The 19,750-nt window shown below is 60.2% G+C and carries 17 protein-coding genes; 5 read left to right on the top strand and 12 right to left on the bottom strand.

Features of this window, described 5'->3' with window-relative positions; all coding sequences use genetic code 11:
* Nucleotides 1-36: 36 nt before the first annotated feature.
* The 5 genes from Q7T10_RS02615 to Q7T10_RS02595 are packed head-to-tail and all read left to right on the top strand — an operon-like array spanning nucleotide 37 to nucleotide 4,497.
* Entirely contained in the window at nucleotides 37-831 is a 795-nt protein-coding gene (locus tag Q7T10_RS02615; RefSeq protein WP_304745583.1) for an ABC transporter ATP-binding protein, read from the top strand.
* Nucleotides 828-1,553 (top strand): ABC transporter ATP-binding protein, encoded by a 726-nt coding sequence (locus Q7T10_RS02610; RefSeq protein ID WP_304745581.1) that lies wholly within the window; start codon nucleotides 828-830, stop codon nucleotides 1,551-1,553. Before Q7T10_RS02615 ends, Q7T10_RS02610 begins: the two co-directional genes overlap by 4 nt.
* Nucleotides 1,550-2,533 carry a branched-chain amino acid ABC transporter permease gene (locus tag Q7T10_RS02605; RefSeq protein ID WP_304745579.1) on the top strand — a complete coding sequence of 328 codons (984 nt, stop codon included), beginning with the start codon at nucleotides 1,550-1,552 and terminating at the stop codon, nucleotides 2,531-2,533. Before Q7T10_RS02610 ends, Q7T10_RS02605 begins: the two co-directional genes overlap by 4 nt.
* A 12-nt stretch (nucleotides 2,534-2,545) precedes the next feature.
* Entirely contained in the window at nucleotides 2,546-3,622 is a 1,077-nt protein-coding gene (locus tag Q7T10_RS02600; RefSeq protein WP_304745577.1) for a branched-chain amino acid ABC transporter permease, read from the top strand.
* On the top strand, nucleotides 3,619-4,497 hold the full coding sequence (locus Q7T10_RS02595) for an alpha/beta fold hydrolase (protein WP_304745575.1): 879 nt from the start codon (nucleotides 3,619-3,621) through the stop codon (nucleotides 4,495-4,497). The genes Q7T10_RS02600 and Q7T10_RS02595 overlap by 4 nt, the downstream gene beginning before the upstream one ends.
* Nucleotides 4,498-4,553: 56 nt before the next feature.
* Here Q7T10_RS02595 and Q7T10_RS02590 read toward each other — a convergent pair whose 3' ends face one another.
* The 12 genes from Q7T10_RS02590 to Q7T10_RS02535 form a co-directional block, all read right to left on the bottom strand.
* Complete coding sequence (locus Q7T10_RS02590; protein WP_304745573.1) at nucleotides 4,554-6,302, bottom strand: PAS domain-containing methyl-accepting chemotaxis protein; 1,749 nt, start codon at nucleotides 6,300-6,302, stop codon at nucleotides 4,554-4,556.
* Nucleotides 6,303-6,378: 76 nt separating this feature from the next.
* On the bottom strand, nucleotides 6,379-6,915 hold the full coding sequence (locus Q7T10_RS02585; RefSeq protein ID WP_304745571.1) for a hypothetical protein: 537 nt from the start codon (nucleotides 6,913-6,915) through the stop codon (nucleotides 6,379-6,381).
* A gap of 36 nt (nucleotides 6,916-6,951) precedes the next feature.
* Nucleotides 6,952-8,715, bottom strand: coding sequence for a methyl-accepting chemotaxis protein (locus Q7T10_RS02580; RefSeq protein ID WP_304745568.1), 1,764 nt, complete (start codon nucleotides 8,713-8,715; stop codon nucleotides 6,952-6,954).
* Between the two features lie 135 nt (nucleotides 8,716-8,850).
* Entirely contained in the window at nucleotides 8,851-10,596 is a 1,746-nt protein-coding gene (locus Q7T10_RS02575) for a methyl-accepting chemotaxis protein (RefSeq protein ID WP_304745566.1), read from the bottom strand.
* Between the two features lie 24 nt (nucleotides 10,597-10,620).
* The gene (locus Q7T10_RS02570) at nucleotides 10,621-11,148 is read right to left on the bottom strand and encodes a chemotaxis protein CheW (RefSeq protein WP_304745564.1); all 528 of its coding nucleotides are present in this window, start codon (nucleotides 11,146-11,148) and stop codon (nucleotides 10,621-10,623) included.
* Nucleotides 11,149-11,286: 138 nt separating this feature from the next.
* Entirely contained in the window at nucleotides 11,287-14,049 is a 2,763-nt protein-coding gene (locus tag Q7T10_RS02565) for an MASE3 domain-containing protein (protein ID WP_304745562.1), read from the bottom strand.
* Nucleotides 14,046-15,137, bottom strand: coding sequence for an HD-GYP domain-containing protein (locus Q7T10_RS02560; RefSeq protein WP_304745560.1), 1,092 nt, complete (start codon nucleotides 15,135-15,137; stop codon nucleotides 14,046-14,048). The genes Q7T10_RS02565 and Q7T10_RS02560 overlap by 4 nt, the downstream gene beginning before the upstream one ends.
* A gap of 33 nt (nucleotides 15,138-15,170) precedes the next feature.
* Nucleotides 15,171-15,737 carry a response regulator gene (locus Q7T10_RS02555; protein ID WP_304745558.1) on the bottom strand — a complete coding sequence of 189 codons (567 nt, stop codon included), beginning with the start codon at nucleotides 15,735-15,737 and terminating at the stop codon, nucleotides 15,171-15,173.
* A gap of 304 nt (nucleotides 15,738-16,041) precedes the next feature.
* Nucleotides 16,042-18,432 carry a heavy metal translocating P-type ATPase gene (locus Q7T10_RS02550; protein WP_304745556.1) on the bottom strand — a complete coding sequence of 797 codons (2,391 nt, stop codon included), beginning with the start codon at nucleotides 18,430-18,432 and terminating at the stop codon, nucleotides 16,042-16,044.
* Nucleotides 18,433-18,484: 52 nt separating this feature from the next.
* Nucleotides 18,485-18,952, bottom strand: a complete 468-nt coding sequence (locus Q7T10_RS02545; RefSeq protein WP_304745554.1) for a DUF302 domain-containing protein — start codon at nucleotides 18,950-18,952, stop codon at nucleotides 18,485-18,487.
* Between the two features lie 10 nt (nucleotides 18,953-18,962).
* Nucleotides 18,963-19,349, bottom strand: a complete 387-nt coding sequence (locus tag Q7T10_RS02540) for a hypothetical protein (protein ID WP_370653712.1) — start codon at nucleotides 19,347-19,349, stop codon at nucleotides 18,963-18,965.
* Between the two features lie 194 nt (nucleotides 19,350-19,543).
* Nucleotides 19,544-19,747 carry a hypothetical protein gene (locus Q7T10_RS02535; RefSeq protein ID WP_304745552.1) on the bottom strand — a complete coding sequence of 68 codons (204 nt, stop codon included), beginning with the start codon at nucleotides 19,745-19,747 and terminating at the stop codon, nucleotides 19,544-19,546.
* Nucleotides 19,748-19,750 lie beyond the last annotated feature (3 nt).

The raw sequence follows: 19,750 nt of genomic DNA, 5'->3' as shown, positions 1-19,750 counted from the left end.
CTGAACGGTTTCACCTGTCTCACAGGCAGGACTCCCATGCTTGAAACCAAACAACTCACGGTCAGCTTTGGCGGGCACGTGGCGGTGAATGCTGTCAGCTGCGCTTTCCGGCCCGGCACGCTGACCGCCATCGTCGGCCCCAATGGGGCAGGCAAGACCACCTATTTCAATCTGATTTCGGGCCAGATCAAGGCCACGGCGGGTGAAGTGCTGCTCAATGGCAACAGCCTGGCGGGCATGAGTCCGTCCAGCAGAACCCGCGCCGGGTTGGGGCGTGCGTTTCAGCTGACCAATCTGTTCCCCAATCTGTCGGTGCTGGAGAACGTGCGCCTCGCCGTGCAGGCGGCGCGCTCCGGCGCACATTTGCGCGGGCTCAATCTGTGGAGCATCTGGAGTGACCACAAGGCCCTGACCCAGCTCGCCGAGGAGGTTCTTGAGGCCGTGGCCATGAACGACAAACAGCACATGCTGGTGGCCAACTTGCCCCACGGCGACCAGCGCAAGCTCGAAGTGGCCCTGCTGATGGCGCTGGACCCGCTGGTCTACATGTTCGACGAACCCACCGCGGGCATGAGCCACGATGAAGCGCCGGTCATTCTCAACCTGATTCGTGCGCTGAAAAGCGACAAGACCAAGACCATCCTGCTGGTGGAACACAAGATGGACGTGGTGCGCGAGCTGGCCGACCGCATCATCGTGCTGCACAACGGCGCGCTGGTGGCCGATGGTCAACCGGCGGAAGTGATTGCCTCGCCGGTGGTGCAGGAGGCTTATCTGGGGGTGGCACCGATCGCCCCGTTAGCCCAGGCCGGGGCGGGGGAGGGCGTATGAGCGACATACTTCTCAAGCTGGAGGGGGTGCACACCCATATTGGCGCGTACCACATCCTGCATGGCGTGGACTTGTTGGTGCCGCGGGGCCAGCTCACCATGCTGCTGGGACGCAACGGCGCGGGCAAGACCACCACGCTGCGCACCATCATGGGCTTGTGGCATGCAAGCCAGGGCAGCGTGACGTTTGCCAACGCTGACATCACAGCCAGCAGCACACCGGAGATCGCGGCGCGCAATATCGCCTACGTGCCCGAGAACATGGGCATTTTTTCTGACCTTACCGTCAAGGAAAACATGTTGCTCGCGGCCAGAAGCGCCAAGCGCGTCAGCCAGATGGACGAGGCGCGCCTCAAGTGGATTTTTTCCCTGTTTCCTGCGGTGGAGAAATTCTGGAATCACCCGGCCGGCAAGCTCTCGGGCGGACAAAAGCAGATGCTGGCAGTGGCGCGCGCCATTGTGGAGCCGCGCGAACTGCTGATTGTGGACGAGCCCAGCAAGGGCCTGGCGCCGGCCATCATCAACAACATGATCGACGCCTTTGCCCAGCTCAAGGCGACGGGCACCACGATCTTGCTGGTGGAGCAGAACATCAATTTCGCCAAGCGCCTGGGCGACCGGGTGGCGGTGATGGACAACGGCCGCGTGGTGCACGCGGGCGCCATGCAGGAACTGGCCGAAGACGAAGAACTGCAGCAGTCGCTGCTGGGGTTGGCAATATGAACAAGATCGACCTCGACTGGAAACCGCTGGTACTGGTGCCTGCGCTGGCTTTGCTGGTGCTGCCCTTCATTGGTTCACCTTCCACCTGGCTCACGCTCACGGTGGCGGGCCTGGCCATGGGCATGATCATCTTCATCATTGCCTCTGGCCTGACCCTGGTGTTTGGCCTGATGGATGTGCTGAATTTCGGTCACGGCGTGTTCATCGCGCTGGGTGCCTTCGTCGCCACCACGGTATTGGGTTTGATGGGCGACTGGACCGGCTCGCAGGATCTGTGGCGCAACCTGCTGGCCGTCTTCCCGGCCATGCTGGTGGCCATGCTGGTGGCGGGCGCTGTCGGGCTGGCGTTTGAGCGTTTCATTGTGCGGCCGGTGTATGGCCAGCACTTGAAGCAGATCCTGATCACCATGGGCGGCATGATCATTGGCGAAGAACTCATCAAGGTGATCTGGGGTCCGACACAGATTGCCCTGCCCCTGCCCGAGGCCTTGCGCGGCTCGGTTCTGCTGGGCGATGCGGCAATCGAAAAATACCGGCTGCTGGCAGTGGTGGTCGGGCTGGCGGTGTTTGGGCTGCTGGCCTGGACGCTGAGCCGCACCAAGATTGGTTTGCTCATTCGCGCCGGTGTGCAGGACCGCGAGATGGTGGAGTCTCTGGGCTACCGCATCAGGCGGCTCTTCATCGGGGTCTTTGTGGTGGGCAGTGCGCTGGCCGGCCTGGGCGGCGTCATGTGGGGGCTGTACCAGCAAAGCGTCACGCCGCAAATGGGCGCGCAGGTCAACGTGCTGATCTTCATCGTGATCATCATCGGCGGCCTGGGCTCGACCGGGGGCGCCCTGATTGGCGCCCTGCTGGTGGGCCTCATGGCGAACTACACCGGCTTCTTGCTGCCCAAGGTTGCCCTGTTCTCCAACATCGCGCTGATGGTGGCGATTCTGCTGTGGCGACCGCAGGGTGTCTACCCGGTCGCGAACCGATAGGAAGGACTGATCATGTTGACAAGATTGCTGTCCAACGATTACCCGCGCAGCCGTGTGCTGGCGGTCTTGCTGGTTGTCCTGCTCATTGCACTGGCCGGCGCCCCCTTTATTTTTCCGGGGGTCAAGGCGCTCAATGTGGCGGCCAAGGTGCTGGTGTTCATTGTGCTAGTGGCCAGTTTTGATTTGTTGCTGGGTTACACCGGCATCGTCAGTTTTGCCCACACCATGTTCTTTGGCATTGGCGCCTATGGCATCGCGGTCGCCACCACGCGCATGGGGCCGACCTGGCAAGCGCTGGCCGTGGGGGTGCTGTGCTCGCTGGCGCTGTCGTTTGTGCTGGCCCTGCTGGTGGGCCTGTTCTCGCTGCGGGTGCGCGCCATCTTTTTTGCCATGATCACGCTGGCGGTGGCCTCGGCATTTTTGACGCTGGCGTCGCAGTTGTCCGATATCACGGGTGGTGAAGATGGCCTGAGTTTCAAAGTGCCGGAGGTCTTGTCCCCCAGTTATGAATTCATGGAAGAGCCCTTTCTGGGTGTCATGCTGGATGGACGACTGCTGTGCTATTACCTGCTGTTCGCGGCGGCGCTGCTGCTGTTGCTGGCCCTGCTGCGCATCGTGAACTCGCCGTTTGGTCGCGTGTTGCAGGCAATTCGTGAAAACGAGTTTCGCGCCGAGGCGATTGGTTACCGCGTCGTGGTCTACCGCACCACATCCAGCATCTTGTCGGCCTTGTTTGCCTGTCTGGCCGGGGCCATGCTGGCACTCTGGTTGCGCTACAACGGTCCCGATACCTCACTGTCATTCGAGATCATGATGGATGTGCTGCTGATTGTGGTGATCGGCGGTATGGGCACCATTTACGGCGCAGCCATCGGCGCGGCACTGTTCCTGGTGGCGCAAAGCTACCTGCAGGATTTGTTGCGGCTGGGCAGTGAGGCGGCATCCGGCCTGCCCTGGCTGTCTGCGCTGTTGTCACCGGACCGCTGGCTGCTCTGGCTGGGCGTGCTGTTTGTGCTGTCGGTGTATTACTTCCCCACGGGTGTGGTGGGGCGTTTGCGTGCCAGCGCTGCCGCAGGAGGCCGGTCATGAGCCTGAGTTCGCCATGTTCTTCGAACTACGTGACCTGTGCCGGGCGCGAGATCCACTACACCGAGTGGGGCGCGCATCATGAACGCACGGTCATTGCGTGGCACGGCCTGGCGCGCACCGGGCGCGACATGGACGAGCTGGCCGGGCACCTGAGCGAGCGCTACCGGGTGATCTGTCCCGACACCATCGGACGCGGTTTGAGTCAATGGAGTCCGCTGCCGGCGCAAGAGTACTGTCTGTCGTTCTATGCGCAGATCGCGCTTGAATTGTTTGATCAACTCAGGATAGAAAAAGCGCATTGGGTGGGCACGTCCATGGGCGGCGCCATTGGCACCGTGTGCGCGTCGGGACTTTTGCAGCCCCGCATGCAACAACGCATCCAGAGCCTGACCCTGAACGACAACGCACCGCAGCTGGCAGAGGCCGCCATCGGCCGCATTCGTGCCTATGCGGGCAACCCTCCGGCCTTTGATACGGTGCTGGAGCTCGAAGCCTTCTTCCGCCAGGTCTACAAACCTTATGGCTGGTTGAGTGATGCGCAGTGGCGGCGTTTGACCGAGACTTCCACGCGCCGATTGCCGGATGGCCGTGTGACGCCGCACTACGACCCGGCCATGGTGCAGCAGTTCATCAGCCACCCGGACGACTATCTGATCTGGGACCATTACGACGCGATCACCGTTCCCGTACTGTGCTTGCGCGGTGCCGACTCCGATCTGGTGCTGCGTGAGACGACCGACGCGATGCTGCACCGCGGCCCAGGCGCTGCCGGCTTGACGCAGGTGGTGGAGATCAGCGGCTGCGGTCACGCCCCGGCACTCAACGTGCCCGACCAGCTGGAGCGGGTGGCAGCGTTCATTGATGCTGCACATTGAGCCTCCATGCTATTGAATAAATAGCTGCTTAGGCAATATCCATGAGGGCTAGAGCCCTATTTAATTCCTAGTCGGCTCTGAAACGCCCTGTTTGTACTGTGCCGTACCGGCCTGGCATCCAGGCGCAGTAGCTTTTTCGACATGCCAGGGGTGGCAGGGGTCACGGCGGGATACTGCAGCTTCATCTCCCGCCGCAACGCCACGGCATCTGGCCGGTTCACAGCATCAGCGCGGCTCAGGCGAAACACGCGCATGGAGTCGGCCACGGACCGGGACTGAAGATCGAGAGTCATTGATGATTGGGCCAGCTCATGCACGAGTGTGGAGTTTTGCTGTGTCATGGAATCAAGATGCGCCAGCGCTTCATTGATCTGCGAAATGCCGCCGCTTTGCTCGGTGGCCGCCGTATGAATTTCCGCAATGAGCGCACTCACCTGCCGCGCCGTGCCCACCGACTCTTCCATGGAGGCGCGTGCATTGTCGGTCTGACGGGTACCGGCCTCCACCTTGGCGGTCGAATCGTCGATGAGTTGCTTGATTTCCCTGGCGGCGGCGGCCGAGCGACCGGCCAGACTGCGCACCTCACTGGCCACCACGGCAAAGCCGCGCCCCTGTTCACCGGCGCGGGCCGCCTCTACGGCGGCATTGAGCGCCAGGATGTTGGTTTGAAAGGCAATGCCGTCAATCACCTGAATGATTTCACCAATGCGGCTGGACGACTCGTTAATGGCCTGCATGGTTTGCGTGACCGCCTGCACTGCCTGGCTGCTGCGCTCGGTCACCTGCGCCGCCTGCACCGCGAGTTGCGCAGCCTGGCGGGCCGCGTCAGCGGTCTGCTGCACATTGCCGGTGATCTGCTCGATGGAGGCAGCAGTCTGCTCCAGGCTGGCGGCCTGCGCATCGGTGCGCGCTGACAAATCATGGCTCCCTGCTGCAATACTGCCCGTCGCATCGCCCATACGAACCACCTCGGTGCGGGCATCGCTGACCACAGAACGCATGTTCACGTTGAGCTGGTTCAGTGCCCGCTCCAGGCCACCCATCACGCCGCCATGCTGGGTGTCAAGGCCGATGGTCAGGTCGCACGCTGCCATGCGATTGGCAAAATCGCGCAGGCGCCCCAGCGGCTGGGTCGTCATGGCACGCAGGCGCCAGGCACCCAGCAGGCTCGCGCCCAGTGCCACCGTAATGGCACCGACAAGAGAAACGCCCGACAACGCCGACAGGCCCCCCGCGCTCAAAATGCCGGCAGCCATGCCGGCGCCACTCATCAGCAGGGCCAGCAGTGTGATCCGGGCATTGACACCTGGATGCAGCGCCCGGCCGACGCGCCCGTCCAGACTGTGTTTGTGCAGGGCGCCGTGGTGCAAACGGTGCACCAGTTCACCGGCCTGCTTCTCCGCACGCATCGTCGTGTACAAGGCCTCGGCCGCCTGAATCTGTTCCCGGCTGGGCTCGGTGCGCACTGACAGGTAGGCGACGGGTCGGTCGGCATCCATCACCGGCGTGACGTTGGCAACTACCCAGTAATGGTCGCCGTCCTTGCGGCGATTCTTCACCAGCCCGGTCCAGGGCATGCCCTGCGCCAGCGTGTCCCACATGTCGCGAAACGCCTCCTCGGGCACATCCGGATGGCGCACCAGGTTGTGGGGCTGGCCCAGCAGTTCTTCCTTCGTAAACCCGCTCAGTTCGACGAAGACCTCGTTGCAGTGGGTGATCCGGCCTTTCAGGTCGGTGGTGGAAACGACTGTCTGGCCCGCGGGGAAGGGGTGTTCGCGTTGCGTAATGGGGAGATTGGTGCGCATAAGACCAGTAATGAAAATGGAAGTACGAAAGTCGGCAGAAAGGATCCCGGAGGCGAGAGCCACGCCGTTGCGGTTTTCAAGCTGCTGATGACCTCCGCCTGATCCGCTCTACTGCATGCGCATTCACGCCATTTTTTGAACAGGGCGCCCAGGTCACCACGTGCCTTGGCAGATCAGAATGGCTGATCCTGGCCGTGTCACGCGTCATGTTGTTCTTCAACTCGGCCCAGCTCATGTACCACAGGGAGTAGTTGGCATCAAAATATTTGAACCAGGTCTCGTTTCTGTCGTTCCTGGTCTGATACACCCCCGATTTCGCCGGACTGTCGTTTGGCTGTTCATTCCAGCGAATGCCAGCGTAGTCGACGGGTGCGGAGGTTGACTGCTTACTCATGGTTTCCTTGAATGTTGTTTTGTGTGGTGTTGTTGTCAGGCAAGCTTGAACACACTTGCGGTCTGCACCGGATCCTGTGCCTGCAACCTGGGGCCGGAGGCGGCTGCCGCGAGCCGCCTCCACGGCAGCGCTGAGCGCCAGGATGTTGATCAGCCTGTCGATAGCCGCCAGGATCGGCGTGCGGTCAATGACCTGGTGGATGACCAGGACGCAATGCATGAAGAGCCCGCATCCACGGGCCCATCAAGAATTGGCTCAGAAGCTTTCCCAGTCATCGCCGCCAGCATTGGCGGCCCGCGCGACAGCTGCGGATGGCAGCGCTTTTCGGGCGCTGGCTGCCGGGGCCGGCGGCTTGGCGGTGCCGCCGAGTTTTGGCGCTGTGGTGCTGCCCAGCTTCCTGGGGGATGGTGTGGCCGAAAGGGAGCGGCTGTTGTTGGCCTGCGGTGATGCACTATGGGCGCCATGGCTGCCTTGATCATGCGCCAGCTTGAACACCGCCACGGTGCCGACCAGGTCTTGCGCCTGCGATTTCAAACTGCTGGCAGCGGCCGCCATCTCTTCCACCAGTGCGGCATTTTGCTGGATGACCTGATCCATCTGGACGACGGCTTCACCCACCTGGGACACCCCGGCACTTTGCTCGCTGCTGGCCGCACTGATCTCACCCATGATGTCGGTCACGCGGCGAATACTGCTCACCACTTCAGTCATGGTGGCGCCGGCTTGGTCCACCAGCGTCGTACCATGTTCCACGCGCTCGACGCTGGCGTTGATCAAAGATTTGATTTCCTTGGCGGCATCGGCCGAGCGGCCAGCCAGGCTCCTGACTTCAGATGCCACGACCGCAAAGCCACGGCCCTGCTCGCCGGCACGGGCTGCTTCCACGGCGGCGTTGAGCGCCAGGATGTTGGTCTGGAACGCGATACCGTCGATGACGCTGATGATGTCGGAGATCTTGCGGGAAGAATCATTGATGCCCTTCATGGTGTCCACCACCTGGGCCACCACTTCACCGCCCTTGATGGCGACCGTAGAGGCGCTTTGCGCCAGCTGATTCGCCTGCTTGGCGTTGTCGGCGTTCTGCTTGACGGTGGAGCTGAGTTCTTCCATCGAGGCGGCGGTTTCTTCCAGTGCGCTGGCCTGTTGCTCGGTACGGGCACTGAGGTCGTGATTGCCTTGGGCGATTTCCGAGGAGGCGGTAGACACGCTCTCTGAACCTATGCGCACAGTCGAGACGACCTTGGCCAGGTTCTGCTGCATTGCCGCCAGCGCCTTGAGAAGTTGCGCCACTTCGTCTTTGCCTTGCGCTTGAATGGTCTGGTTCAGGTCACCTTGGGAGATGGCGTTGGAGACGTCGACGGCGTGGGCCAGCGAGCGGGAGATGCCGCGCACCAGCGCCATGCCGAACAGGAACGCAAACAGCACGCCGGCAACGATGGAAGCGATCGCAGCGATGCGGATCGTCGTGTAACGGCTTGCTGCGGCCTCGTATTCCTTCTTTGCTTCGCTGGTTTGCAGCTGCATCAGGGCGGCGATGCTGTCGCGGACCGGAGCCCACAGCGGGCGAATTTTCTCAAATACGACACGCTTGGCGCCGTCCAGATCGTTGGTCCGCAGCGCTGCGGCTGCCGGCTGAATCCCCTCCGCGACAAATTTGGTGCGTGCCTCGGTGAAGGTCTTCGCGATCTTCTCTTCCTCCGGTGTCAGCTTGGTCGCCATGTAGGCAGCCCATGTCTTGGTGATCTCTGTGGCGTTGGCCTCGACCTCAGCGACGGCCTTTGTGATTTCCTCGGGGGTCGGGTTAAGCAAGGCGCCGGCAATGACCAGCCGGTTGCGCAGCAGGTGTTCCTGGACTTCGGAAATCTGGCCCATGGGCACGGTACGGTCTTCGTACACCGCCTGCAGGGCCGCGTTGGACTGGCTGATGCCAAACAGGCCCAGGCTGCCGATGGCAATCAGCAACACGGACAGAATGCCGATCAGCATGATCAGGCGGGTGGAAATTTTCAGGTTGTTCATGGATTTACTCAAAACAATTGGTACTGTGCGCGAGCAAAGCCAGCGCGCTTGCGGTGATGCGTTGCTCGATGTCCCACCAGATCGACGGCTGAGCGCTGCTGAGACCGTGTGAGCGGGTTGGGGTGAAGAAATGGCTTAGAAGCTATCCCAGCCATCACCATCGGCCTTGGCGGTCTGCGTGGTGGCAGGGGTTGGCAGCGCTGTTCGTGCCTGCGCTTTGGCGGGAGCAGGTTTGGTGCGGTTGCCGACTTTCGGCGCACTGACGCTGCCCAGTTTCGCAGGGGCCCGTGCAACCGGTATCGGGTGGGCCCCAAGGCCGGCGCCATCATGCGCCAGCGTGAACACCGACACCGTCCCGACCAGGTCTTGCGCCTGCGATTGCAGACTGCTGGCAGCGGCGGCCATCTCTTCCACCAGCGCGGCGTTTTGCTGCGTCACCTGGTCCATCTGTACTACGGCTTCACCCACTTGGGACACGCCCTGGCTTTGTTCGTTGCTGGCGGCGCTGATCTCGCCCATGAGGTCGGTCACATGCTTGATGGCGCTCACGACCTCGGCCATGGTCACCCCGGCCTGATCGACCAGCAAGGTGCCTTGCTCCACCCGCTCCACGCTGGCGTTGATCAGGCTCTTGATCTCTTTGGCGGCATCGGCCGAACGCCCGGCCAGGCTGCGCACCTCGGAGGCCACCACCGCAAAGCCACGGCCCTGCTCGCCGGCGCGGGCGGCTTCCACAGCGGCATTCAGGGCCAGGATGTTGGTCTGGAAGGCAATGCCGTCGATGACGCTGATGATGTCGGAGATCTTCTTGGAAGAGTCGTTGATGCCCTTCATGGTGTCCACCACCTGGGCCACCACGGCACCGCCTTTGACCGCGACAGTGCTGGCACTCATGGACAACTGGTTCGCCTGGCGGGCGTTGTCGGCGTTTTGCTTGACGGTGGAGCTGAGTTCTTCCATCGAGGCAGCGGTTTGTTCCAGGGCGCTGGCCTGTTGCTCGGTGCGCGCGCTCAGGTCGTGATTGCCCTGGGCGATTTCCGAGGAGGCGGTAGACACGCTCTCGGAGCCCTGCCGCACGGTGGCGACGACCTTGGACAGACTGTCACGCATGGCTTTCATCGCAGCAAGCAAGCTGGTGGTGTCGCCAGGGGCAACATGGACCTGAACAGCCAAGTTCCCGGCTGCAATTTCGCGGGCCACGTTGGACGCATAGTCCGGCTCACCGCCGAGCTGTCGCGTGATGGAACGGGTCAAAGCCCAAGCGATAAGCGCGCCAATCATTGCCGCAGCACCGGCAATGCTGAGCATCAAGAAACCAGTAGTCGATGCAATGCGCTGCACTTCTTTGGCCGTGTCATGCATCGCGCTTTTTTGTAGGTCGACCAGTTCACCCAGCACATTGAAGTAGGCTGCCTGCACAGGTCGGTTTTCCTTGATCAGTACGTCGCGTGCTTCTTCGTTCTTGTTAGCCAGGCCCAGCGCTACCGCCTTGTCGATGCTTGCGCCGTAGGGGCCGCGAATCTCGGCGATCTTGCTCAGCAGGTCGAGCCCTTTCTCAGACGTGATCGACCCTTCGAGCTTCTTGAGTAGTTCGGAGTTCTTGGCTCGTGCTTCCGTGATGCGCTGCGTTTCCGCGGCCATGCCCTCGGTACCGGAGAGCAGTGCAATGTTGCGCACGGCGCGGGCGACTAGGTTCAGGTTATCTTTTACCTGATTAAGAAGCTCGACCTTGGTCATGCGGTCTTCGACCAAATTTGTCACTTGCGCGTCGATGGCGCCCAATTGCAGGCGACCATATGCAGCCACAACCAGCCCGGCGAGAATGACCAGAAAAAAACCGAACCCCAAGCGAGCGGCGACCTTCATGTTGCTAAATTTCATAATATTTCCTCTTGTCGATGCGGCTTATTGAACTACTTGCGCCACCAGGCCCATCTCGGAACTGCTCATGAGTTTTTCGATATCCAGCAAAATCAGCATGCGATCTGCGACCGAGCCGATGGCCAGCAGGTGGTCGCTGCCGATGGTCGAGGAAAACTCGGGCACCGGGCGCAGCTGTTCCGGGGTGAGGGTGATCACGTCGGAGACACCGTCGACCACCATGCCGACCACCTGTTTGCCAATGGTGAGAACGATCACGACGGTGAATGTGTCGTAGGTGACTTCCGCGAGGTTGAACTTGATCCGCATGTCGATGATGGGCACGATCACCCCGCGCAGATTGATCACGCCCTTGATAAAGGCCGGGGTGTTCGCGAAACGTGTGGGCTCTTCATAGGATCGAATTTCCTGTACGCGCAGGATGTCGATGCCGTACTCCTCGTCTCCCAGCTTGAAGGCCAAAAACTCGGTGATGGCGGCAATAGCCGCTTCGCGGGAGGCGGCGGCCTGTGCCGGGGTGGCGTCCCTATCGGGTGCAAGTGACTGAATCATGATCGCTGTGCTGTCGTTTGGTTGAAGATATTCCTAGTATTCAAGGATATCCAATCGAAAGAAGCGTGTCAAGCGATTTGATCGTATTTATCGTTTAAATAATAAAGAGCGATAAAACTGATTTTTCTTCGAAATGTGTCAAGACTTGGCCCGCGCCAGTTCCTCTGCCAAAGCCTTCAGCAACTCATCCGATGACACTGGCTTGCTGAAGTAGCGGCGAATCCCATGCCGACGCGCTTCGACCGCATCAAGGCCATCGCTGTATCCTGTGCACAGAATGATCGGCAGATTGGGTCGCAGACTGTGCAGGCGCAGTGCCAGCGCAAGACCGCTCAAACCGGGCATGGTTTGATCCGTAAGGAGCAGATCAACGTCGTTTGGCGCCGCTTCGAAGGCGGTCAACGCGTCAGTGGGGTCATTGAACAGCCTGACGCGGTAGTCCGCCTCTTCGAGCAGTTCCCCCAAAAAGCGCGCCACGGCAGATTCATCGTCAACCACCCAAATCTGCTGACCCCCGCCCGATTGGGCCTTCTGCTGACTCAGGTGCACATCAGACGATGCTTCGGGCGGCAAGGCAATGGGAAAAAGCAGCTGGAACCGGCTTCCCCGACCGGGCTGGGATTCCACCACGACATGGCCACGGGCCCGCCCCAAAATACCCTGCACCATGGACAAGCCCAGGCCCGTTCCTTTGCCAATGTCTTTCGTGGTGAAGAATGGCTCGAACAGGCGTGCCAGGTGTTCTGGTGCGATGCCGCTCCCGTTGTCAGAGACTTCAAGGGCAAGATAGGTGCCCGACAGTCGCTGCAGGCTGATTGCACAAATCCGGTCATGGACGTCGACGCGATGCAAACCGATGTCGATCATGCCGTGCCCCGTGATGGCATCACGCGCATTAATGATCAGATTGACCAGTACCTGATTCAACTCACCGGCGTCCATGCAAACGGGCAGGTCGTCGTTGATGTAAGTCTTGAATTGAATACTGGCGGGTATTGACGGCCGCATCATGGCCACCACCTCTTTGATCACCAGCGCGGGAAAAATAACACCGGCACTGGCGTTGGCTTGGGTACGGGTGGAAGTGAGCATCTTGGCAATCAGGTCACGCGCTCGTTCACTGGCCGTCACCACCTCACGCAGGTAGAGTGCCAGCTTGCTCTTCTTGTCCGGCGCAAACCGGTCCAGCGCCAGATTCGAGTACCCCAGAATGGCAGCCAGGATGTTGTTGAAGTCGTGTGCAATGCCGCCAGTCAGTTGCCCCAGCGCCTGCATTTTCTGGGACTGCTGCAATTGCCGTTCCAGATCTTGCCTGGCTACAGCGGCTTGGACTCGATAGGAGCGATCGTGCAAGAACACAAAGAAATTCTCTGACTCACTGTCGTAGGTTGCGGCAATATCAACCGGGAACTCATGTCCGTTTTTGTGCCGATGGCGCGATTCAAATTGACTCTGCCCTTGTTGAACGATGGTTGTCATGCGCACCTGGATCTCGTCGGCGAAATCAACAGCTGCAAGCTGGTTGATGTTCATGCCCAATAGCTCTTCAACCGCATAGCCGGACATCCTTGCATAGGCATCATTGACTTCCAGCAAACGGCCATGCATGTCGGTGATCCAGAAACCATCCGTGGCGGTATCGAGCACACGCTTGTGACGCAACTGAGCTCTTGTGCTTTCTGTCACGTTCTCTCCAACGGAGACATAGCCTTCAATCACGCCTTCTTCATTGCGTAGCGGCGTCACGATTCGGTCCATGATGAGCTTGTTGCCCAGTGTGTCCTTGACGTGTACATAGCCTCGCCAGATTTTGCCGGCCTCGACGGTCGCGCGCAGGTTCTCGGCCATCTCCGGATCGGGTGTGATGGGCGCAGAAAAAAGGCAACCACCGTTTTCGAGTTCCGAAGTTGGACCAACGATCATCCTGCGAGAGGCCCGGTTCCTCCAGTGCACCATGCCCTGGAGGTCGGTCACGAGAACTGGGGTGGCGGTTGACTCCAGGGCCAGTGACTGGGTGCGCGAGCGCTCATTTGCTATCAGGGCAATTTGCGTCTGAGCGGCCAGTCGCTGATATGGCTTGTGAATGCTGACAACAAACATGGCCTGATAGATCAGGGCATAGCTCACGAACTTGTAGAGATGGCCAATAAGACTCTGCAGGTCATTGACTTCGTTGTAGTCGACAAAGAAGAGTCCACTCAGTGCCGCAATCGAAGCGGCAGCGAAGAGCAAGGGCAAAACCTGACTGTTTGAACGACGTTCCAGGCGACAGTAGCGCCAGGCAGCAAGAGCCAGCAATCCTGTGATGAGCAATTCGAAGCCGCCTTTAAATGGAGTCAGTCCGTCGCTTTCGATGTAAGTCCTCGGCAGGTCGGCTTCATGAAAAACAACGGCCCAGATAACGACTGAATTGACGAGGGTATAGCCGGCAAGAATGCCATAGCGCCCCCACCCTGATGTGGGCTTGAGCTGAGGATATAAACTGACACCCAACAGGGTTAGCGCCACAACCAGCCGGGCGACCAGCCAGAATGCGATGCCTTTTTCAACAGAGGCTGGTGTGATCAGGTCAGGCATTCCCTTGAAGGACATGGCGTGGGCAAAATCAAGCCAGCCGGACGCAAACAGGGCCGCCGCAATCAGCAACAGAGAAGCCGACGCCTCTTTTGCTGGCGTATGCCATACGGTCGCAAAAACAAGGAATGCGGCCACTACTGAAGCGAACTCCAATAGGGTATGGATTGGCAGGTAGTGTTCCAGCGGGATGTGCACGCTCTGCAGCAGCGGCTGCATCCTGGCCACCAGCGCCAGAGCTGCAAAGATGACAACAAGAATGACCTGCTCACGCCACAGGTTGCGATCACCCGCCGCGCTCTCCTGGTTGGGTTTCACCGCGTTCATTGGGATGGCCTGTGGTCCCAATCCAGCGCGCCAGTGCTGCGAATCTCACCGAAGAGGCTCAATCCAAGATCTTCATGCGAAGAGGGGGAGACGTTGAGGTCTTCAGGATGGGTTTTGACGATCCCGAGAAACATGGCCGTCAACTCCGGATCACGCCAGCCACGCGCGACCTCAGCCTCAAGTACCTCAATAACCTGCTGGCGTGCCATGGCCTGTTTGTAGGGACGCGCGTGGGCCAAGGCGTCGTAGATATCCACCATCTGAAACACCCGTGCCAGGAGCGGAATTTCTTCACCGCGCAAGCCATCGGGGTAGCCGCTCCCGTCCCATCGCTCATGATGATGGCGAATGATGGGCAAGGTCAGGCGCATGCTTTTCAGTCCGCCGACGAGTCGTGCGCCAATATCCACGTGCTGACGCATGATGCCCCACTCTTCATCCGTCAGCTTTCCCGGTTTGAGCAGAATGCTGTCGGGAATGCCCAGTTTGCCGATGTCATGCAGCACGCCCCCGCGCCGTAGCGACATCAACTCGTCGGGGCCCAGCCCCAGCGCTTTTCCCAACACGACGCCGTTGTGTGACAGGCGGGAGCAGTGGTCGCCTGTGTTGCCATCCTTGGCCTCCACCATTCTGGCCAGCGCGAAAAGCATGGATTCGGCACTGTCGAGCTGGTCGGTCAATCGCTTGTGGATCACCGCCGCATCCAGTCGGGCCAGTAGTTCGCTGGGTTGGCAGGGTTTGCGAACAAAGTCACTGGCGCCAGCCGACAGGCTGAGCGTGAGACTGTCGATATCGCCAAACCCGGTGACCATCAGTATGGGCAACATGCCCAAACCCAATTCCCCCCGGATATGGCGACAGACTTCATCACCATCCATGCCTGGCATTCGTTTGTCGAGCAGCACGGCATCGAAGCTTCGGGAGCGCAGGGCGTCCAGTGCTTCCCGGCCGGAACTGGCCTCGCAGACCGCGTACTTGGATGAGGCAAGGATTTCCCGTTCCAAAGCGCGGTGCGCGGGATCATCGTCCACGATCAGCACGTGGTAAGGATCGTTGTTGCGAGTCGACTGCAGATTTCGATAATCCATGGTGGTTACTCCTGCTCCTGCTCCTGGCAGTCTCTAGTCTTCAAGACCCATTACTTTGAGCAGGCGGGACGTATCAATCGGCTTGGAAAAACAGCATTCGGCACCGGCGGCCAGCAGTTCTGCCTCATTCTCAGGACTGAGGTAGCCACTCATCGCGATCACCCGCACATTGGCCAACCCGGGGATCTGCTTGATCTGGCGGCAGACTTCAGTGCCCTTGATGCCCGGCATCATCAGGTCGAGCAGGACGATGTCGGGAAGAAACGTGTGTACCTTGCGCCCCGCATCGAAGCCGTCATGGGCGGTCTCCACAACCGTTTGATGCGCCCCGCCTTCGAGCAACTCCCTCAGAAAACCGACCACCGCCCGGTCGTCATCCACGATGAGCACCCGCAAAGGTCCTTTGTTGCCCAGCGGATTCCACTGCCTGGCAAAACGCTCGACCTCATCGTGTCGAAACCGGCGATGACCACCAGGCGTGACCTCTGCCTGCAACAAGCCTTTTTGTGCCCAGCCGCGGACAGTGACCGGAGAGACCATCATCCATTGCGCAACTTCGTGGGGCGTGAGGTAAGGCTTGTTTTTGAAATCTTCTGTCATGACTTGTCCATCGCTCAATAAAATTATCGATTTGAGCGATTATCACACTTTAGTCGATATACTGGTGTATTAAATCAATGGCACCGGCGCCGGACATTCATTTGATGCCTGAGAACGAGTCGGCGCAGTTGATTTCAGATAAAAAAAGCCCTTAGCCCTCGCCGAATATGCGCTTAATGCTATCAAAAAAATAGCAAGCTCGGCTGGTCGCTGGCCTGCGACCGCGCTTGCAGCGCCAGGCCAGCGTCCCACCCATCAGGATCGCCTGCCATGACCGGCCAGACGGTGGCGTCGAATCACGGACTCATACCTGCGTGCGTCGCAGGCGCAACGCATTGCCGATCACCGACACTGAGCTGAAGCTCATGGCCAGGGCAGCGATCATTGGCGATAGCAACCAGCCGGTCAGCGGGTACAGCACACCGGCCGCAATGGGGATGCCGAGTGCGTTGTACAGGAGGGCAAACAGCAAATTCTGTTTCATGTTGGCCACGGTGGCTTGCGACAATGAGCGTGCTATGGCGATACCGCGCAGGTCGCCCTTGACCAGGGTGACCTGCGCGCTGTTCATCGCCACGTCGGTGCCGGTGCCCATGGCCACGCCGACGTCCGCCTTGGCCAGCGCAGGCGCATCGTTGATGCCGTCTCCGGCCATCGCCACAGTCCGTCCTTCCTTCTGCAGTCGTTCGACCAGCAGCAGCTTGTCGGCCGGCTTGACCTCCCCGTGCACTTCCTCGATGCCCAGACGTGTACCGACGGCCCTGGCCGTAGTCAGGCCGTCGCCGGTGGCCATCACGATGCGCAAGCCGGCCGCTTTCAGCGTCGCCAGCGCTTCAGGCGTGCTGGGCTTGATGGGATCCGATACGGCCAGCAGGCCGGCCAACTGACCATCGACCGCCAGATGCATCACGCTGGCACCCTCAGTCCGCAAGGCCTCGGCCTGCGGCATCAGGGGGACGACGGAGACGCCGATTTGCTGCATCAGCGTGGCGTTGCCCAGCGCAAGCTGATGCCCCTCGACCTGTCCGCGTACGCCGATGCCCGAGCCTGACTCGAAGTTGTCCGGCTTGTCCAGCGTCATGCCTCGCGCACGGGCGGCCCGCACTATTGCGTCGGCCAGCGGGTGCTCGCTGCCCTGGTCCAGGCTGGCGGCCAGGCGCAGCACTTCGTCCGCGTCAAACCCAGGCGCGGGGACTGCGCGATCAAACGCCGGGCGGCCTTCGGTCAGAGTGCCGGTCTTGTCGATGATCAGGGTGTCAACCTTGCGCAGGTTTTCGATCGCGGCTGCGTCGCGGAACAGCACGCCCCGGGTCGCGCCCAGCCCCGTGGCCACCATGATGGACATCGGCGTAGCCAGCCCCAAAGCGCAGGGACAGGCGATGATCAGGACGGCGACCGCATTGATCAGGCCGAAGACCCAACTGGGTTCAGGGCCGAAAAGGCCCCATGCAAAAAAAGTCAGCACGGCAATAGCGACGACAGTCACCACAAAGTAGCCCGCCACCAGGTCGGCCATGCGCTGCATCGGGGCCCGGGAACGCTGGGCCTGCACGACCATCAGCACAAGCTGCGCCAGAACGGTGCTTGAGCCGACGCGCTCCGATTGCATGACCAGTGCGCCGCTGGTGTTCAGAGTCGCACCGATCACTTTGTCCCCAACGCGCTTGGTGACAGGAAGGGGTTCACCGGTCAGCATGGATTCATCGACCGAACTGCTGCCCTCGGTCACTGTGCCGTCCACCGGCACTTTCTCCCCGGGCCGGATGCGCAACACGTCACCCACATGGACGTGGCTCAAGGGGATGTCTTCGTCGCTGCCATCTGACCGAATGCGCCGCGCCGTCTTGGGTGCCAGGCCGAGCAGGGATTTGATCGCCGCCGACGTTTGGGAGCGCGCCTTGAGCTCCAGTACCTGTCCCAGCAGGGTCAAGGAGATGATGACGGCAGCCGCTTCAAAATAGACTGCGACGCGTCCCATGGAAACGAAGGAGGCCGGAAACACCTGGGGTGCAATGGTCGCCACCACGCTGTAGATGAAAGCGGAGCCGGTGCCCAGACCGATGAGCGTCCACATATTGGGACTTTGATTCACCACAGACTGCCAGCCACGAACGAAAAACGGCCAGCCGGCCCAGAGCACGATGGGTATCGCCAGACCCAGTTCGACCCAACTCTGCACGGCCATGTCCATCCACTGCAGGCGGTGGCCGAACATGGCCAGCACAAAGACGACGGCGGTCAGCGGCAAGGTCCACCAGAACCGGCGCTGGAAGTCGCGCAGCTCCGGATTGTCGTCGCCATCCAGATTGGGCAACTCCGGCTCCAGCGTCATGCCGCACTTGGGACAGTTTCCGGGATGATCCTGGCGAACCTCCGGGTGCATCGGGCAGGTGTAGATCGTCCCTGCGATGGCCAACGGTGCTTCTGCAGGCACCTGCTCTGGCATAACAAACTGCCTTGGGTTCGCACTGAATTTGGTCTCGCAGTGCGCGTTGCAAAAGTAATAGAGCCGTCCTTCATACTCCTGCCGATGTCCGGATTTGTCGGTGACGGGCATGCCACAAACCAGGTCTTTCAGGGGTGGTGCCTCCGCTGCCGCCGCGCGACGCGCGGAGGCTCCGATCGAGTCCCCGGCGTCTGCCGGTTCGTGATGCATGTGTTCAGGCAAACGTACCGGGCGCGTTTGATCGTTCATGTTGACTCCTGGAATCGGCACAAACATTGCATGCGGGTATTTCAAACAAGATTCACTTTTCGGGGTTCGTACTCTTCATGTTGTTCTGCGTTGCAACAACGCTTCGTACTCGTTCGAGCCGTTCGCGCACTTCCCGGGCAACGATCGTCACATCCGGATGATCGGTGAGTTGCAGCACGGCGACTGGGTCCATGAAGGCGACCGTGACTGCGCCACCCTCATCCTCACGCACGACCACGTTGCAAGGCAACAGGAGCCCAATGTCCGGTTCGGCAACGAGTGCACGGTGTGCCAGCGGCGGGTTACAGGCGCCGAGGATGCGATAGGCAGGCATGTCAATGCCAAGCTTGGCCTTCATCGTGGCCTGGACATCGATATCAGTCAGCACGCCAAAGCCCTCTGTCTTTAATGCGTCAATGGTCTGGCTGACAACGGCAGTGAAGTCAACCTGTTGCAGGCGCAGATGAAAGCCATAAGCGGCATCGCCGGTCACCGGCTGGATGTTTGAACTGTGTGTCATGATGATCCTTTCACTTGTTGGCGGGCGCTGGCATTCGATCCATCATCATCTGCATCATGGACTGCATCATGTCCATACGCTTTTCCATCATCTGCTGACGTTGGTTCATGTCCCCCGGCATGGGTCTGCTGCCTTGCATCCCACCCCTGCCTCCCATGCCGGAACCGCTCATCATGTTCATCATGTTCATCATGGCCATGCCATCCTGCATGGCGGCCATGTGCTCTGCCATCAGTTTGCTGCGCTCTTCCTGGGATTTGGTGCCCATCATTTTTTCGTGCATGTCGCGCATGGTTTTCATCTGCGCATCCATCCTGGCCATCTGCTCGGGTGTCGCCATGCCGCTGGCAGATGCGCTGCCCATCGGCATGGTCGGGGTGGTATTGCAGGCGGTCAATGTGCCGGCAGCAATGAGGGCGATAGAAAAATGGCATGAATCGAAAATTAGTCATGACGAACTCCTGGGTTGGTGAGGTGACGCTGGGCACAGCGAGTTTGGCTCGATGTACAAGCGGGGCTTGTTTAATATCGCGCTCGTGCAGACGAGCACATTCAACGACGCGGATTGCGCGCCATACTTTTCGATCTTGATCATTTTCTACCTCGCTTGATGATCCATGCGACGAGGCCGGCAACCACGATGACCAACAAGAGAGGCATCCATATCCCGCCGTAGCCACCCATCCAGCCGCCGCCCCAATTCCCACCATTCATCATGTTTCCGTTCTGTGCCCACGATATGCTGGTGGTTAAAAGTGGAACCGTGCCAACAACCATTGCATACAAAGTTTTCATGTG

The organism is Rhodoferax sp. (assembly GCF_030646845.1).
GTDB lineage: Bacteria > Pseudomonadota > Gammaproteobacteria > Burkholderiales > Burkholderiaceae_C > Rhodoferax.
The sequence above is the reverse complement of the archived record's forward strand: the minus strand, read 5'-3'. Positions and strand labels throughout refer to the sequence as shown.

Bases quoted from the DNA above. Each gene is read 5' to 3' on its own strand.
- Q7T10_RS02615 (WP_304745583.1), top strand. From the start codon at position 37: ATGCTTGAAACCAAACAACTCACGGTCAGCTTTGGCGGGCACGTGGCG.
- Q7T10_RS02610 (WP_304745581.1), top strand. From the start codon at position 828: ATGAGCGACATACTTCTCAAGCTGGAGGGGGTGCACACCCATATTGGC.
- Q7T10_RS02605 (WP_304745579.1), top strand. From the start codon at position 1,550: ATGAACAAGATCGACCTCGACTGGAAACCGCTGGTACTGGTGCCTGCG.
- Q7T10_RS02600 (WP_304745577.1), top strand. From the start codon at position 2,546: ATGTTGACAAGATTGCTGTCCAACGATTACCCGCGCAGCCGTGTGCTG.
- Q7T10_RS02595 (WP_304745575.1), top strand. From the start codon at position 3,619: ATGAGCCTGAGTTCGCCATGTTCTTCGAACTACGTGACCTGTGCCGGG.
- Q7T10_RS02590 (WP_304745573.1), bottom strand. From the start codon at position 6,302: ATGCGCACCAATCTCCCCATTACGCAACGCGAACACCCCTTCCCCGCG.
- Q7T10_RS02585 (WP_304745571.1), bottom strand. From the start codon at position 6,915: ATGCATTGCGTCCTGGTCATCCACCAGGTCATTGACCGCACGCCGATC.
- Q7T10_RS02580 (WP_304745568.1), bottom strand. From the start codon at position 8,715: ATGAACAACCTGAAAATTTCCACCCGCCTGATCATGCTGATCGGCATT.
- Q7T10_RS02575 (WP_304745566.1), bottom strand. From the start codon at position 10,596: ATGAAATTTAGCAACATGAAGGTCGCCGCTCGCTTGGGGTTCGGTTTT.
- Q7T10_RS02570 (WP_304745564.1), bottom strand. From the start codon at position 11,148: ATGATTCAGTCACTTGCACCCGATAGGGACGCCACCCCGGCACAGGCC.
- Q7T10_RS02565 (WP_304745562.1), bottom strand. From the start codon at position 14,049: ATGAACGCGGTGAAACCCAACCAGGAGAGCGCGGCGGGTGATCGCAAC.
- Q7T10_RS02560 (WP_304745560.1), bottom strand. From the start codon at position 15,137: ATGGATTATCGAAATCTGCAGTCGACTCGCAACAACGATCCTTACCAC.
- Q7T10_RS02555 (WP_304745558.1), bottom strand. From the start codon at position 15,737: ATGACAGAAGATTTCAAAAACAAGCCTTACCTCACGCCCCACGAAGTT.
- Q7T10_RS02550 (WP_304745556.1), bottom strand. From the start codon at position 18,432: ATGAACGATCAAACGCGCCCGGTACGTTTGCCTGAACACATGCATCAC.
- Q7T10_RS02545 (WP_304745554.1), bottom strand. From the start codon at position 18,952: ATGACACACAGTTCAAACATCCAGCCGGTGACCGGCGATGCCGCTTAT.
- Q7T10_RS02535 (WP_304745552.1), bottom strand. From the start codon at position 19,747: ATGAAAACTTTGTATGCAATGGTTGTTGGCACGGTTCCACTTTTAACC.